This window comes from Viridibacillus sp. FSL E2-0187 (assembly GCF_038006425.1).
GTDB classification, from domain to species: Bacteria; Bacillota; Bacilli; order Bacillales_A; family Planococcaceae; genus Viridibacillus; species Viridibacillus arvi.
On sequence record NZ_JBBOVG010000001.1, the window covers coordinates 1,794,910 to 1,809,994 of the forward strand.

The window sequence follows — 15,085 nt, forward strand, 5'->3', positions numbered from 1 at the left end:
TTCATAATTCAGCAAAAAGCAAACTAAAAGGGAATGAAAACGCATACACGAATAATTAAATATTTTAAATTGATAAACAATTCAAAAAATAAGGTTGACGTGGGTTCAAATACGTACTATGATAGCAACAATTTAAAAAAACGTTTGAGACAACATTCAAAAACGTGACTATGTTATTTAAAGAAAGAGTGATAGGTATGGGAAACCAGTTAATTTATCTTGATGGAGATTTTGTTAAGAAGGAAGATGCGAAAGTATCAGTTTACGATCACGGCTTTTTATATGGTGACGGAGTGTTTGAAGGTATTCGTTCATATAACGGAAATATCTTTCGTTTAGAAGAACACTTAGTAAGACTCTATGAATCAGCAAAATCCATTTTACTAGAAATTCCATACACAATCGAAGAAATGACTGAAGTAGTGAAAGAAACAATTAAAGTAAATTCTCTACAAAGTGCTTATATCCGTTTAATCGTTTCACGTGGCGTAGGAAACTTAGGAATAGATCCTAGAAGTTGTAAACAAGCAAGCGTAATTGTAATCGCTGAGCCACTAGCTTTATTCCCAGCAGAGCTTTACGAAACTGGTATTGAGATTGTTTCAGCTTCAAGCCGTCGTAACCGTTCTGATGTATTAAGTCCAAAAACGAAAACATTAAACTATTTAAATAATATTTTAGTTAAAATAGAAGCTAACTTAGCAGGTGTTTCTGAAGCGTTAATGATGAATGGTGAAGGTTATGTGGCTGAAGGTTCAAGCGATAATATCTTTATCATTAAAGACAATAAATTAATCACACCTCCAGGTTATATCGGTGCTTTAGAAGGGATTACGCGTAATGCGATCTTAGAAGTTGCTGCTAATAAAGGGTACGAAGCAATTGAAGGTGTGTTTACTAGACATGATGTATATGTAGCTGATGAAGTATTTTTAACAGGTACAGCTGTTGAAGTAATCGCTGTAGTGAAGGTAGACGGCCGAGTCATTGGCGACGGTACACCTGGTAAAGTGACAAATGACATTTTAGAAGGTTTCCGTGCAATCGTTGAACAAGATGGCGTGAAAGCATACGACGAAAAAACTACAGTAGTGTAATGAGGGGCGTTTAAAATGAGAAGTGACATGATAAAAAAGGGAGTCGATCGGGCTCCACATAGAAGTTTACTATATGCAACAGGTGTTAAAACAAAAGATTTAGATAAACCATTTATAGGAGTTTGTAATTCTTATATTGATATTATTCCGGGTCATGTTCATCTTCAAAAGTTTGCAGAAGTTGTAAAAGAAGCTATTCGAGAAGCTGGCGGGATTCCATTCGAATTCAATACAATCGGTGTTGATGATGGGATTGCTATGGGGCATATCGGAATGCGTTATTCATTACCAAGCCGTGAACTAATAGCAGATTCTGCAGAAACAGTTATTAATGCACACTGGTTTGATGGTGTATTCTACATTCCAAACTGTGACAAAATCACACCGGGCATGTTGATGGCAGCAGTTCGTACGAATGTTCCTTCAGTATTTGTATCAGGTGGCCCTATGGAAGCAGGTGTTTCTTCTACAGGAGAGCAACTTTCATTAACATCTGTATTTGAAGGCGTAGGTGCTTATAAAAGTGGTCAAATGACTGCAGAGCAATTAAAGGACATTGAAGATAACGCGTGTCCTACTTGCGGTTCATGCTCAGGGATGTTCACTGCTAACTCTATGAACTCTCTTATGGAAATGCTAGGGATGGCTCTACCAGGAAACGGTACGATCTTAGCAACGTCTGATGCACGACATCAATTGATCAAAGACGCTGCAAAACATTTAGTCCAAATGATTAAGGATGATGTAAAACCGCGCGATATCATTACGAAAGAAACAATCGATGATGCTTTTGCTCTTGATATGGCAATGGGAGGTTCAACTAATACTGTTTTACATACATTAGCAATCGCTCATGAGGCAGAAATTGATTACAACATAGAAGATATTAATAAGGTTGCTGAACGCGTACCATATTTATCGAAAATTATGCCAGCTTCAAATTATTCAATGCATGATGTTCATCTTGCAGGTGGTGTTAGTGCAATCGTCAATGAGCTTTGTAAAATTGATGGGGCCATTCATAAAGATCGAATCACTATCACGGGTAAAACAATTGCTGAAGATGTAGCAGGGTATGAAATAACAAATACAGATGTCATACGAACAAAAGATAATCCATATAGTCCTGTAGGTGGTTTATCAGTACTATTCGGTAACATTGCTCCTGAAGGGGCTGTTATTAAAGTAGGTGCTGTGGATCCTTCTATCAAGGAGTTCACAGGTGAAGCTATTGTCTTTGATTCTCAAGAGGAAGCTCAAGAAAACATCGATAATGGAACAGTTCAAGCAGGTCATGTAGTAGTTATTCGTTATGAAGGACCTAAAGGCGGACCAGGAATGCCTGAAATGCTTGCACCAACTTCAGCTATAATGGGGCGTGGTCTAGGGAAAGAGGTAGCACTTATAACAGATGGTCGTTTCTCAGGTGCATCACGAGGTATCTCAATAGGGCATATCTCTCCAGAAGCTGCTGATGGTGGACCGATTGCATTAGTAGAGAATGGTGACACAATCTCTATTGATCTAACAAACCGTACGATAGAATTACAAGTTTCCGCTGAAATTTTAGCTGAAAGAAAGCAAAACTTAAAACCTTTCGAACCAAAAATTAAAAAAGGTTATTTAGCAAGATATTCTAAACTAGTAACGAGCGCTTCTACTGGTGGCGTTATGAAAATTTAGTTTGACAATTAAATATTGAAATCGTTGATGAGGTTAAAGGTTATAGATTTTAGTATTCACAGAGAGCCGGTAGTGCTGGGAGCCGGTAATACAACTATATCCGACATCCCCTCGGAGTGGGTTGCTAAACACGTAAGTAATTAGGTAACCCCGGGCGCAACCAATTGCGCTCGTTAGATAAAGAATAGATTCGTCTATTCAAGAGGTAGTCTTTTGACTATGAACAAGGGTGGTACCATGAAAAGCTTATTTTCATCCCTACGTAAAGGTTTTCTTTGCGTGCGGAGAAATGGGCTTTTTTTATATAAAAATTTAGGGAGGAGTTATATGATGAATGCACAAGTTCCAGTAAAGAGTAGAGAATCAGCACCGGAAGAGGCCAAGCAAGTAATTAAAAAGCAACAAAATGGTGCTGCATTATTCATCGAATCGTTAAAGAAACAAAATGTTGAAATTATTTTCGGATATCCAGGTGGTGCTGTCTTACCATTATATGACGCACTATACAAAGACCCGATTAAACATATACTCGCCAGACATGAGCAGGGAGCAATTCACGCTGCAGAAGGTTATGCTCGTGTATCAGGCAAAGCAGGCGTAGTTATTGCTACATCTGGACCGGGAGCTACCAACCTTGTTACAGGTATTACAGATGCGATGATGGATTCTCTTCCACTTGTGGTATTTACAGGTCAGGTTGCAACAACAGTCGTTGGGACTGATGCTTTCCAAGAAGCTGATATTGTTGGCATTACACAACCGATTACAAAGCATAATTATCAAGTGAAGAACATTAATGATATTCCAAGAATCGTAAAGGAAGCATTCCACATTGCTTCAACTGGTCGTAAAGGACCAGTACTAGTTGATATTCCAAAAGATATCGCAAACACGATCTTTGAATCAGAAGTAGATGATAATGCACCGATTAATTTACCAGGCTATCAGCCGACATTGCATCCGAACTTTTTGCAAATCCAAAAAGCTGTGCAAGCAATCGGTGAAGCAAAACAACCTTTGATCTTAGCGGGTGCTGGAATTCTAGCTGCAGATGCATCAGTTGAATTAACTGAATTTGCTGAAAAACACAATATTCCGGTAACTAATACTTTGCTTGGACTTGGCAGTATTAACGGTGAACACGAGCTTTTCCTAGGAATGGCAGGTATGCACGGTACATTTACGTCTAATATGGCGATTAGTAACTGTGATTTACTTATCAATATTGGGGCCCGCTTCGATGACCGTCTTACAGGAGATCTAAGCAAATTCGCTCAAAAAGCGAAAATAATTCATATCGATATTGACCCAGCCGAAATTGGCAAAAACGTTCCAACTGATATTCCAATTGTTGCAGATGCAAAAGAAGCATTAAAAGCACTATTGAAACAAGAGATTGAAACACCTGATACGGTGCTGTGGCACGAGTATTTGGATGAATGCTTAGCGGAATACCCATTATGGTATGACGCAAAAGAGCCAGATACAGTTTATCCGCAACAAGCTGTGGAGCTGATTAATCGTATTACAAATGGTGAAGCAATCGTTACAACAGATGTAGGGCAACACCAAATGTGGACAGCACAATACTACAAATTTAAAACCGACCATAATTGGGTAACGTCTGGCGGACTTGGAACAATGGGCTTTGGTTTCCCAGCTGCAATTGGAGCACAATTTGCTAAGCCTGATCAAAGAGTAATCTCTATTGTAGGTGATGCAGGCTTCCAAATGACATCTCAAGAACTTGCTTTATTGAAAGAATTTAACTTACCAGTGAAAATTGTTATTTTAAATAACAGCTGTTTAGGGATGGTTCGTCAATGGCAAGAAACGTTCTATGAAGAGCGTTATTCATCTTCTTTAATGCCAGTTCAGCCAGATTTCGTGAAACTAGCTGAAGCTTACGGTGTGAAGGGTTACCGCATTAATACAATCCATGAGGCTGAAGATATACTGACTGAAGCACTATTGTCAGATGAACCAGTACTAATCGATTGTCGTGTAAAACAACTTGAAGTTGTTAATCCAATGGTAGCACCTGGGAAAGGACTAGATGAAATGATTGGGGTGAAAAAAGGATGAAAAGAGTTATTACAGTAACTGTGATTAACCAAAGTGGGGTTTTAAATCGCGTTACAGGTCTACTCATGAAAAGGCAGTTTAACATCGAAAGTATCACGGTTGGTCACACAGAACAGCCGGATATCTCTAAAATGACTTTCATCGTACATGTAGAAGATGAAAACAAAATTGAACAATTGGTCAAACAGCTTTCAAAACAAATTGATGTGATCAAAGTAAATGATATCACTGACAAATCAATAGTTATACGTGAGCTTGCACTAATTAAAATTGTTGCTCCACCGAATTTGCGCATGGAGATTAACTCAATTGTTGAACCTTTCCGTGGTTCTATCATCGATATGGGTAAAAATGTTGTAACTTATCAAATCGTCGGTAACCCAGAAAAAATTGACGCATTCATTGAGTTGATCCAACCATATGGTATAAAAGAGCTGACACGTACTGGTGTAACAGCATTTGTACGTGATGCACAAGTAAAACCAACAGCGCAACTTTCGATTTTACAATAAAAAGATTTTCAAAAAACTACTAAACCAATCAGGGGGAATTTAAAATGGCAAAAATGTACTATAACAATGATATCAACGAGGCAACTTTACAAGGTAAAAAAATCGCAGTAATCGGTTACGGTTCACAAGGTCATGCACATGCTCAAAACCTAAATGAATCAGGCTTCGACGTTACAGTTGGTATCCGTCTAGGAAAATCTTTCGATAAAGCAGAGCAAGATGGCTTAAAAGTTAAAACTGTAAAAGAAGCAGCTGCAGAAGCAGACGTTATCATGATCTTACTTCCAGACGAACGCCAAAAAGCTGTTTATGAAGAAGAAATCGCACCAGGATTACAAGCTGGAAATTCACTAGTATTTGCACATGGTTTCAATGTACACTTTGGCCAAATCGTACCACCAGCTGATGTAGACGTATTCTTAGTAGCTCCTAAAGGACCAGGACACTTAGTACGCCGCACATACGAAGCTGGCGCAGGAGTACCAGCATTGTTCGGTATTTTCCAAGATGCAACTGGAAACGCAAAAGATTTAGCACTAGCTTATGCAAAAGGTATCGGTGCAGCACGTGCTGGTGTAATCGAAACTACTTTCAAAGAAGAAACAGAAACAGATCTATTCGGGGAGCAAGCAGTTCTTTGTGGTGGTACAACAGCTCTAGTAAAAGCAGGTTTCGAAACTTTAGTAGAAGCAGGTTACCAACCAGAAATCGCTTACTTCGAATGTATGCATGAACTAAAACTTATCGTTGACTTGATGTATGAAGGCGGTCTAGCTAACATGCGCTACTCAATCTCAGATACAGCAGAATGGGGAGATTTTGTATCTGGTCCACGCGTAATTGATGCATCTGTAAAAGAACGCATGAAAGACGTTTTAACAGATATCCAAGAAGGTAAATTCGCAAAAGAATGGATTAACGAAAACGAAACAAACCGTCCTAAATACAATGCTATTAAAAAAGCAGAATCTGAGCACCAAATCGAAGTAGTTGGAGATAAACTTCGTGAAATGATGCCTTTCGTAAATAACGGTAAAAAGATTGAGAAAGAAGTGGTTCATAGTGCGCAAAATTGAAATTTTTGATACTACACTTCGTGATGGCGAGCAATCAGCGGGTATTAACCTAAATACCGCTGAGAAGCTTGAAATTGCGAAACAGCTAGAACGCTTTGGGGCATCTATTATTGAAGCAGGTTTTCCTGCTTCATCCCCTGGCGATTTCGAAGCTGTACAACGTATTGCAGGTACAGTTAAAAACTCAATCGTTACAGGTCTTGCAAGAGCAATTAAAAAGGATATTGATATTACTTGGGACGCTCTAAAAAAAGCGGAACAACCACATATTCATGTATTCCTTGCTACAAGTCCGATCCATATGCAATATAAACTTAATAAAACACCAGATCAAGTTGTAGAAGCAGCCGTAGAAGCTGTCAAATATGCAAAAAATATATTTCCACTAGTTCAATGGTCTGCAGAAGACGCTTTCCGCTCTGACCGTGAATTCCTTGTACGCATTATTAATGAGGTAATTAAAGCTGGTGCAACTACTATTAACATTCCAGATACAGTAGGTTATGCAAGCCCTGCCGAATATGGTGCACTATTTAAATTTCTAAGAGAAAATGTCACAGGTAGTGACAAAGTCAACTTCTCCGCTCACTGTCATGATGATTTAGGCATGGCCGTTGCAAACTCAATCGCAGCAATTGAAAATGGCGCCAATCAAGTTGAAGGTACAATTAATGGAATCGGTGAACGTGCTGGGAATGCAGCATTAGAAGAAATAGCTGTTGCAATGCACATCCGTAAAGACATTTACGGAATCGAAACTGGCATTAACTTGCAAGAAATTAAACGTACGAGTCAACTCGTCAGTAAACTTACAGGTGTCGTTATTCAACCAAATAAAGCAATCGTAGGTAAGAATGCCTTCGCTCATGAATCAGGTATTCATCAAGACGGTATGTTAAAGAATCCTGAAACATATGAAATTATTACACCAGCTTTAATTGGAGAAAGTGCGGTTCCTCTCGTATTAGGTAAACACTCCGGAAGACACGCCTTCAAAGACCGTGCTGAAACGATGGGCTTTGACTTAAGCGACGATAAAATTAATCGCGCATTCGCGGAATTTAAAAAGTTAGCTGATCGTAAGAAGGAAATTACTGAAGAAGATTTATTAACATTACTAACAGATCAACAAATCCAACATGAAGAAATACCAGTATATGAGCTAAAAAGCGTTCAAGTTCAATATGGTACTGAGAACATTCCAACTGCAACGGTGCAAGTAATTCAACCAGATGGTGAAGAAGTAACAGTAGCTTCAACTGGTTCGGGTTCTGTTGAAGCAATCTTCAATACTTTGGAATTACTGATTAATTCTAAGGTCGAGATTTTAGACTACCGTGTAACTTCTGTAGGTAAGGGTCGTGATGCATTAGGTGAAGCGGTTGTAAACTTAACGTACAATGACCAAAAAGTTACTGGCCGTGATGCAGCGCAAGATGTCTTGGAAGCTTCGGCAAAAGCATATCTAAACGCTATTAATAGACAGATAATTCAATCAAGTTTAAGAGTTAAAGAATTAATTAGTTAATCATATAGAGGAGGAGTTTTTATGGAAAAGAAAATTACAGTACTACCGGGTGATGGCATTGGTCCCGAAGTTGTTGCTTCAGCCGTGTCAGTATTACAATCAGTCGGTAAAAGATATCATCATACATTCCACATCGCTTATGGTGCAATAGGTGGGGCAGCAATCGATCAACATAACGATCCGTTACCTCAAGAAACAATTGCTCTTTGCGAACAAAGTGATGCAATTCTACTTGGAGCAGTTGGGGGTCCTAAATGGGATCAAAACCCAGCTGATTTGCGACCAGAAAAAGGATTACTACGCATTCGTAAGCATTTTGATTTATTCTCAAACTTACGTCCAGTGCAAGCAATTCCGTCACTTTTAAAAGCTTCTCCTCTAAAAGAAGATATTGTGAAAGATGTTGATTTATTAATTGTTCGTGAATTAACTGGTGGTTTATATTTTGGCGAACCACGTCAACGTACGGAAAAAGCAGCTTTAGATACATTAGTGTACACACGATTTGAGATTGAACGTATCGTTGATAGTGCTTTCCAATTAGCGCGTGTACGTAGAGGGAAATTAACATCTGTTGATAAAGCAAACGTTCTTGAATCTTCAAGACTATGGCGCCAAATTGTAGATGAAAAGAAAGCTGGTTATCCAGATGTTGAAGTTGAACATAGTTTAGTCGATTCTACAGCAATGAAATTAATAACGAACCCAGCAGCGTATGACGTTGTTGTAACGGAAAATATGTTTGGAGATATTCTAAGTGATGAAGCTTCGGTAATTACGGGTTCACTTGGTGTGTTACCTTCTGCAAGTATTCGTTCTGATAATTTTGGATTGTATGAGCCTGTCCACGGTTCAGCTCCTGAAATTGCAGGGTTAGGCATTGCGAACCCAGCTGCAACGATTTTATCTGTTGCGATGATGTTGAAATATTCATTTGGCTTAAATGAAGAAGCTGCTGAAATTGAACGTGCTGTAGCTGCAGTATTCGAAGATGGTTATTTCACAGGAGATCTTGCAACTCCAGGAAGTCGCGTATTAACAACAGCTGAGTGGACTGAAAAAGTCATCAATGAACTAGACACTAGCTTCGTTTCAGATAGCATTATGACATCATATATCTAAGAAAAGGTGATATTATATGGCAAAAAATATAATCGAAAAAGTATGGGATCAACATGTCGTATATCAAGAGGAAGGGAAACCGGATTTGCTTTATATCGACTTGCATTTAATTCACGAAGTAACATCTCCACAAGCGTTTGAAGGACTTCGTTTAAACAATCGTAAAGTACGTCGTCCTGACCTATGCTTTGCAACGATGGATCATAATGTACCGACTAAGAATTTAACGACGATTAATGACCCAATTGCAAAAAAACAAATTAACACATTAGCTGAAAACTGTGCAGAATTTGGTGTTCAGTTAGCAGATATGGGACATCCAGATCAAGGGATTGTTCACGTAATCGGTCCGCAACTTGGTTTAACACAACCAGGTAAAACTATCGTTTGTGGCGACTCACATACATCTACTCACGGTGCGTTCGGTGCAATTGCATTTGGTATAGGCACAAGTGAAGTAGAACATGTATTATCAACTCAAACATTATGGCAAAACAAACCAAAAACGATGGAAATTCGTGTTAACGGTGAACTTGGCTTTGGCGTAACAGCAAAAGATATCATTTTAGCAATTATTGCGAAGTTTGGTATTGATGTAGGTACTGGTCATATCGTTGAATTTACGGGCGATACAATTCATCAATTATCTATGGAAGAACGTATGACGATATGTAATATGTCAATTGAAGCAGGAGCAAAAGCGGGTTTAATCAGTCCGGATCAGATCACTGTTGATTATATTAAAGGTCGTGACTATGCTCCACAAGGCGATGCATTCGAGGAAGCAACTGAGTATTGGCTATCATTAGCTTCGGATTCTGATGCTACATATGACCGTGTTCTTGAAATTGATTCAAATGAAATCGAACCATTTGTCACTTGGGGTACAAATCCTTCAATGGGATCAGGTATATCAAACCACGTACCTTATGCAGATGACTTCGAAGATGAATCAGATAAACAGGCACTTAAAAAAGCACTACAATATATGGATTTACAAGAGGGTACACCATTAACTGAAATTGCTATTCAACATGTGTTCATTGGATCATGTACGAATTCACGACTACATGATTTACGTTCTGCAGCAGCAGTTATTGAAGGTAAAAAAGTAAGTGAAAACGTAAAAGCGATTGTTGTTCCAGGTTCAGTGACAGTTAAGAAGCAAGCAGAGGAAGAAGGTTTAGATAAAATATTCTTGGATGCGGGCTTTGAATGGCGTGAATCAGGATGCAGTATGTGTCTTGCGATGAACGAAGATGTTGTTCCAGCTGGAGAAAGATGTGCTTCAACATCTAATCGTAACTTCGAAGGGCGTCAAGGTGCTGGTTCTCGTACCCATCTTGTAAGCCCACAAATGGCAGCAGCTGCCGCGATCGCTGGACATTTCGTAGATGTTCGCGAAATTTTAAATGTACCTGTGTAATGGAGGCGTAGAGGATGGAACCAATTAATGTAGTGAATAGCGTACTAACACCACTTAATCGAAAAAATGTAGATACTGATCAAATTATTTCTAAAGAATTTTTAAAACGCATCGAACGTACAGGTTTTGGTCAATTTGTTTTTTACCACTGGCGCTTCGATCAGAATGATCAACCAATTGAAGATTTCGTATTAAATCAACCACAATATCAAGGCTCGAAAATTCTAGTGGCGCACGAAAACTTTGGATGTGGATCATCGCGTGAACATGCACCATGGGCAATTTTAGATTATGGATTCAATGTAGTTATTGCACCAAGTTTTGCGGATATTTTCCACAATAACTGTTTCAAAAACGGAATTTTACCTATTAAGTTAGCGGTTTCTGAAGTAGAAGAATTACTTGCAGCAGGTGAAGCTTCACCACTTGAAACAGAAGTGAATTTAGAATCTCAAACTGTAACAGCAAATGGTAAAGTATACAATTTTGCAATTGATCCTTACTATAAACAAATGCTATTAAATGGCTGGGATGAGATTTCTTTAACCTTCCAATATGATGAGCAAATTACGAAATATGAAGCGACTCGCAAAGCGTTTTAAATAAGTATATAGACTACCTAGTGTCTAATTTGGCATTAGGTAGTTTTTGCAATTCTCGGGAAAGCTATTTTCTTTAGTTTTTTTAGTTGACTTTTGAAAAGGGGTGTAATGTAATGTTTCCAATATTAAAGACAGAACGATTAATTTTGAGAGAACTAGTTGAAGATGATGCTCAGGCTATATTAGATTGCTTCTCAAATGTTGATGTATTACGTTTTTATGGTCAAAATTCACTAACAAGTTTAGATCAGGTGAAGCAAATTATCGGCAATTTTTCTAATAATTACGAGAAAAAAGCAGGCATCAAATGGGGGATTGAGCGAGAAGATGTAGATGGAATTATTGGAACAATTGGGTTCCAAGAGTGGTCCCATGAACATAAGAGAGCAGATATAAGCTACGCACTTTCTCCTGAACATTGGGGAAGTGGGTATGCAACGGAAGGTGTGAAGAAAGTAATTACTTACGGTTTCGAAAATCTTGGCATAAAGCGTATTGGAGCGGTTGTTTTTGTGGAAAATACTTCTTCGAATAAATTATTGGAGAAACTAGGCTTTGAAAAAGAAGGAGTTTTGAGAAATTATATGTATCAAGATGGTGTTCCACATGATACGAATATTTACTCTTTACTAGAAAATAAATACAACTAGAAAACTAAATGAGATAGGAAATAAAATTCTAGATCGTAATTTGATCGCTTTTTAATGGAATAAGAGCACTAATATGAGAGTTCGCATAACCATATTGCCTGGGAAATCATATATAACAGAATTGAATTTTCTGAAAATAATTCAAGGGTATCAAGCGAATTGATAAGTTATAAACAATTCGCTTTTTGTATTTGGAATCGTAGAATTATTGTTGAGTTATCTCAGATTCTAAACGGTTTTTTGTTAATATGGCTAAGATATTGTACAATTAATAGTAATACATAGAGAAATGAGGGGAGCGTAATGACCAGTCATCAAAATCCAATTCTGTTTTATGACGGTAGTTGCGGATTCTGTCAGTGGGCAGTGCAGTTCGTCTTAAAACATGAACGGAATCATGATATTCTATTTGCTCCTTTACAGGGTGAAACTGCAAAAAACACATTGTCACCAAATCTTACAGAGAACCTCGATTCAGTTGTAGTGAAAAGTTCCACTGGTATAATGACTGAATCAGAGGCGGTATTTTTTCTACTTCCTTATTTAAAAGCACCTTTTTCTTTGTTCGCTATTCTAAAATTAATTCCCTTATTTGTACGAAATCCAATATATCGCCTAGTAGCTCGCAATCGTCATAAATTAATGAAAGCACCTTCTAGTTGTCACTTACCAAGTGTAGATGAACGCAAAAGATTATTACCGTAAATCGATTTATTTGGTAAATGGAATAAAGAAAAACCATCAAGCTTTTAACTTGATGGTTTTTCTACTTTTTCAGGACTATTTGAAGCATTTAATAAAACTACTCCTCCAATTATTAATACTATGCCAAAGAATGTCATAATGCTAAATGGATCATCCCATAACAATACACCAATAACCGCTGTTATAGCTGTCCCTATTCCTGCCCAAATTGCGTAAGCTAAACTTAATGGAATGGTTTTAAGACATAGTGATAAGCAATAAAATGCTATTCCAAAACCAATTACTACACCAATAGAAGGGAGTATATTTGTAAACCCTTCTGATAATTTTAACATTGTTGTACCAAATATTTCACTAATGATGGAAATACTTAAAGCTATATAACCTTTCATACTATTACCCCCGATTATCTAAAGACTAATGAACACTACCACTTGAGAGTTTCAATACAACAACTCCACCAATGATTAGCACTAATCCTAAAGCTTTTTTCAAATTAAAATTTTCCTTATATACGATTACACCGACTAAGGCGGTTAAGGCTGTACCTACCCCTGACCAAATTGCATAAGCTGTGCCTAGTGGAATGGTTTTAAGTGATAAAGATAAGCAATAAAAAGCTGAAAACATTCCAATAACTACGCCAATAGAAGGGTACAGCTTTTTAAAACCGTTTGAAACTTTTAACATAGAACTACCAAATACTTCACTTATAATGGCTACTGCCAAAATGATATATGGATTCAAGATGAATACCTCCTACTTTGTCATGTTGATTAATTCTTGTATTACATTTTCACGCAATTTTTCATCTAATGGAGCTATATTAAACAGTTCTGAGTAGTAAAGCCCATCTATTGCTAATCGAATAATAGTTGCTGTTACTCGGTCGATCCTATCTTGCTCCACTTTATTTTGCATATACTGATAGCTTTGAGAAATGGTTGTTAATAAATCTGGATTTAACATAGAAGAAGCAAGTAGTCCTACATTTAACTCAGCATTGTGATTCAAATCCTCTTTTGTTGCCTCTATTAAAGCGCGGCTCCATCTACCTTTACCTACCGAGTCATTCATAGCGTGCTCATTAAATCGAGAAGTGAAATCTTCGAAAATATATTGAGTTACTTCCAACAATAATGCTTCTTTATTTGGAAAGTGATACAATAAACCACCTTTACTAATCCCAGCTTGCTTTGCGACTGCATCTAAAGTTAGTGAGTTTATATCATTGTCCAAAATATAATCTTTAGCAGATTTCAGAATATGTTTGCGCTTAATTGTTGCTTTTGATTCCATGTGTGAAACCTCACTTTCAACAAAACCGTCCAGACGGTCTTTTTTGTGTTTTCATTGTACCGTCCAGACGGTTTTTTTGTCAATATACAAAGCTATGATTAATTGATAAAAGGAAGTTGTAGCATATGAACATTTGATTTTGACTACTTATTTTCTAAAATAACTATGTTTTTATACTATACAACTAATAATAGAATATATATAAACCTCGTTAGTCTATATTATAACTACATCGCTGCTCCTCAAATTTATCATTAACTCATACATACTTCTACCACCAAATAAATAAGAAGGTTTATCACAACTTCGAAAGAAAACAATGCTATTCTGATTATTTTTAATAGAAATTTCTCCTATAACCTATAGCATAGACAACAAAGCAACTATATATAGTTTAAGATGATCCACAATAATTATTTAACATTAGTTATTAAAATAGTATTTCCAATGGTTATAATAGAATAGAGGTGATATACAATTGAACTATAAAAAGATTACCCGTAAAAAAATTTATGAAGAAGTGGCTGATATCTTATTAGAAATGATTAAAGAAGGTCAGTTGAAACCAGGAGACCAATTAGACTCTGTTCAAGAGTTGGCAATCAATTTTCAAGTTGGTAGATCAGCAATTCGTGAAGCATTAACTTCCTTACGAGCAATGGGACTGATTGAAATGCGACAAGGGGAAGGGACATTCGTGAAAACATTCACGGCAGATAATCTAGCTTATCCTATCCAAAGTGCAATGCTCATGACGAATAAAAATATTCAAGAGTTATTGGAAGTACGTCAAATTTTAGAGACAGGTATTGTAGCAAGCGCCGCGCAAAAAAGAACAGCAGAAGATTTGGAAGTGATGCGTGTTCATTTGAAAGAAATGATCAATCACACAAAAAATTCTGATCTAGGGGAGCGAGCTGACTTAGCCTTCCACCTAGCCATTGCAAAGGCTGCGGATAATGTATTACTTAGTACATTAATGCAACATGTGTCTGATTTAATGTCTGAATCTATGCGTGAAACACGTCGTATTTGTTTATATGATGAAAAACAAACATTAGATCTATTAAACGAACAACACCATTTGATTTACAAACAAATTGAAGCACAAGATTCAGAAGCTGCTGCAAAGGCGATGAAGTCTCATTTGCAATTTGTAGAGTCAGTTTTAGCACAATATATTCAAGAGGAAAATGACTGAACTGTAGGTCATTCTTCTTTATTTAATAAACAGAAAAATTCGTATTTTCAATAAAAAGAATGGAAAATAATTGTTTATTCCTGTATCATTAGTAAAAAA

General features: G+C 37.2%; 15 protein-coding genes. 12 read left to right on the forward strand and 3 right to left on the reverse strand.

All coding sequences use genetic code 11. The annotated features are described in order from the left end of the window. Window positions 1-197 precede the first annotated feature (197 nt). From ilvE to MHH85_RS08710, 11 genes are all read left to right on the forward strand, one after another. The gene (gene ilvE / locus MHH85_RS08660; protein ID WP_053415482.1) at window positions 198-1,097 is read left to right on the forward strand and encodes a branched-chain-amino-acid transaminase; all 900 of its coding nucleotides are present in this window, start codon (window positions 198-200) and stop codon (window positions 1,095-1,097) included. A 15-nt stretch (window positions 1,098-1,112) separates the two neighbouring features. Next, window positions 1,113-2,780 carry a dihydroxy-acid dehydratase gene (gene ilvD, locus MHH85_RS08665; protein ID WP_340706706.1) on the forward strand — a complete coding sequence of 556 codons (1,668 nt, stop codon included), beginning with the start codon at window positions 1,113-1,115 and terminating at the stop codon, window positions 2,778-2,780. A 330-nt stretch (window positions 2,781-3,110) separates the two neighbouring features. Next, a complete protein-coding gene (gene ilvB / locus MHH85_RS08670) occupies window positions 3,111-4,865 on the forward strand; it encodes an acetolactate synthase large subunit (protein WP_340708142.1) in 1,755 nt (584 codons plus the stop codon). Continuing rightward, the gene (gene ilvN / locus MHH85_RS08675; protein ID WP_100797133.1) at window positions 4,862-5,377 is read left to right on the forward strand and encodes an acetolactate synthase small subunit; all 516 of its coding nucleotides are present in this window, start codon (window positions 4,862-4,864) and stop codon (window positions 5,375-5,377) included. Before ilvB ends, ilvN begins: the two co-directional genes overlap by 4 nt. Window positions 5,378-5,421: 44 nt before the next feature. Further along, window positions 5,422-6,453: a ketol-acid reductoisomerase gene (gene ilvC / locus MHH85_RS08680; RefSeq protein WP_340706707.1), complete on the forward strand. Its 1,032-nt coding sequence runs from the start codon at window positions 5,422-5,424 to the stop codon at window positions 6,451-6,453. Continuing rightward, a complete protein-coding gene (locus tag MHH85_RS08685) occupies window positions 6,440-7,981 on the forward strand; it encodes a 2-isopropylmalate synthase (protein WP_340706708.1) in 1,542 nt (513 codons plus the stop codon). Before ilvC ends, MHH85_RS08685 begins: the two co-directional genes overlap by 14 nt. Window positions 7,982-8,002: 21 nt before the next feature. Continuing rightward, complete coding sequence (gene leuB / locus MHH85_RS08690) at window positions 8,003-9,103, forward strand: 3-isopropylmalate dehydrogenase (RefSeq protein ID WP_340706709.1); 1,101 nt, start codon at window positions 8,003-8,005, stop codon at window positions 9,101-9,103. Window positions 9,104-9,119: 16 nt separating this feature from the next. Next, the gene (gene leuC / locus MHH85_RS08695; RefSeq protein ID WP_340706710.1) at window positions 9,120-10,529 is read left to right on the forward strand and encodes a 3-isopropylmalate dehydratase large subunit; all 1,410 of its coding nucleotides are present in this window, start codon (window positions 9,120-9,122) and stop codon (window positions 10,527-10,529) included. Between the two features lie 14 nt (window positions 10,530-10,543). Then, window positions 10,544-11,131, forward strand: coding sequence for a 3-isopropylmalate dehydratase small subunit (gene leuD, locus MHH85_RS08700; protein ID WP_193739715.1), 588 nt, complete (start codon window positions 10,544-10,546; stop codon window positions 11,129-11,131). Between the two features lie 113 nt (window positions 11,132-11,244). Further along, window positions 11,245-11,781, forward strand: coding sequence for a GNAT family N-acetyltransferase (locus MHH85_RS08705; RefSeq protein ID WP_340706711.1), 537 nt, complete (start codon window positions 11,245-11,247; stop codon window positions 11,779-11,781). Between the two features lie 303 nt (window positions 11,782-12,084). Continuing rightward, a complete protein-coding gene (locus tag MHH85_RS08710; RefSeq protein ID WP_340706712.1) occupies window positions 12,085-12,486 on the forward strand; it encodes a thiol-disulfide oxidoreductase DCC family protein in 402 nt (133 codons plus the stop codon). Window positions 12,487-12,530: 44 nt separating this feature from the next. On the opposite strand, the gene MHH85_RS08715 is transcribed toward MHH85_RS08710, so the two are convergent. Genes MHH85_RS08715 through MHH85_RS08725 form a run of 3 tightly spaced genes read right to left on the reverse strand, consistent with a single transcriptional unit; the run spans window position 12,531 to window position 13,785 of the window. Next, window positions 12,531-12,878: a DMT family transporter gene (locus MHH85_RS08715; protein WP_193739712.1), complete on the reverse strand. Its 348-nt coding sequence runs from the start codon at window positions 12,876-12,878 to the stop codon at window positions 12,531-12,533. Between the two features lie 25 nt (window positions 12,879-12,903). Further along, window positions 12,904-13,233 (reverse strand): DMT family transporter, encoded by a 330-nt coding sequence (locus MHH85_RS08720; RefSeq protein WP_340706713.1) that lies wholly within the window; start codon window positions 13,231-13,233, stop codon window positions 12,904-12,906. Between the two features lie 12 nt (window positions 13,234-13,245). Beyond that, window positions 13,246-13,785, reverse strand: a complete 540-nt coding sequence (locus MHH85_RS08725) for a TetR/AcrR family transcriptional regulator (protein WP_340706714.1) — start codon at window positions 13,783-13,785, stop codon at window positions 13,246-13,248. Between the two features lie 478 nt (window positions 13,786-14,263). On the opposite strand from MHH85_RS08725, the gene MHH85_RS08730 reads away from it, so the two are divergent. Next, window positions 14,264-14,986 (forward strand): FadR/GntR family transcriptional regulator, encoded by a 723-nt coding sequence (locus MHH85_RS08730; protein ID WP_340706715.1) that lies wholly within the window; start codon window positions 14,264-14,266, stop codon window positions 14,984-14,986. Window positions 14,987-15,085 lie beyond the last annotated feature (99 nt).

What these genes read in the sequence shown, in the direction of transcription:
- ilvE (WP_053415482.1), top strand. Translation starts at nt 198, where the DNA reads ATGGGAAACCAGTTAATTTATCTTGATGGAGATTTTGTTAAGAAGGAA.
- ilvD (WP_340706706.1), top strand. Translation starts at nt 1,113, where the DNA reads ATGAGAAGTGACATGATAAAAAAGGGAGTCGATCGGGCTCCACATAGA.
- ilvB (WP_340708142.1), top strand. Translation starts at nt 3,111, where the DNA reads ATGAATGCACAAGTTCCAGTAAAGAGTAGAGAATCAGCACCGGAAGAG.
- ilvN (WP_100797133.1), top strand. Translation starts at nt 4,862, where the DNA reads ATGAAAAGAGTTATTACAGTAACTGTGATTAACCAAAGTGGGGTTTTA.
- ilvC (WP_340706707.1), top strand. Translation starts at nt 5,422, where the DNA reads ATGGCAAAAATGTACTATAACAATGATATCAACGAGGCAACTTTACAA.
- leuB (WP_340706709.1), top strand. Translation starts at nt 8,003, where the DNA reads ATGGAAAAGAAAATTACAGTACTACCGGGTGATGGCATTGGTCCCGAA.
- leuC (WP_340706710.1), top strand. Translation starts at nt 9,120, where the DNA reads ATGGCAAAAAATATAATCGAAAAAGTATGGGATCAACATGTCGTATAT.
- leuD (WP_193739715.1), top strand. Translation starts at nt 10,544, where the DNA reads ATGGAACCAATTAATGTAGTGAATAGCGTACTAACACCACTTAATCGA.
- MHH85_RS08705 (WP_340706711.1), top strand. Translation starts at nt 11,245, where the DNA reads ATGTTTCCAATATTAAAGACAGAACGATTAATTTTGAGAGAACTAGTT.
- MHH85_RS08710 (WP_340706712.1), top strand. Translation starts at nt 12,085, where the DNA reads ATGACCAGTCATCAAAATCCAATTCTGTTTTATGACGGTAGTTGCGGA.
- MHH85_RS08715 (WP_193739712.1), bottom strand. Translation starts at nt 12,878, where the DNA reads ATGAAAGGTTATATAGCTTTAAGTATTTCCATCATTAGTGAAATATTT.
- MHH85_RS08725 (WP_340706714.1), bottom strand. Translation starts at nt 13,785, where the DNA reads ATGGAATCAAAAGCAACAATTAAGCGCAAACATATTCTGAAATCTGCT.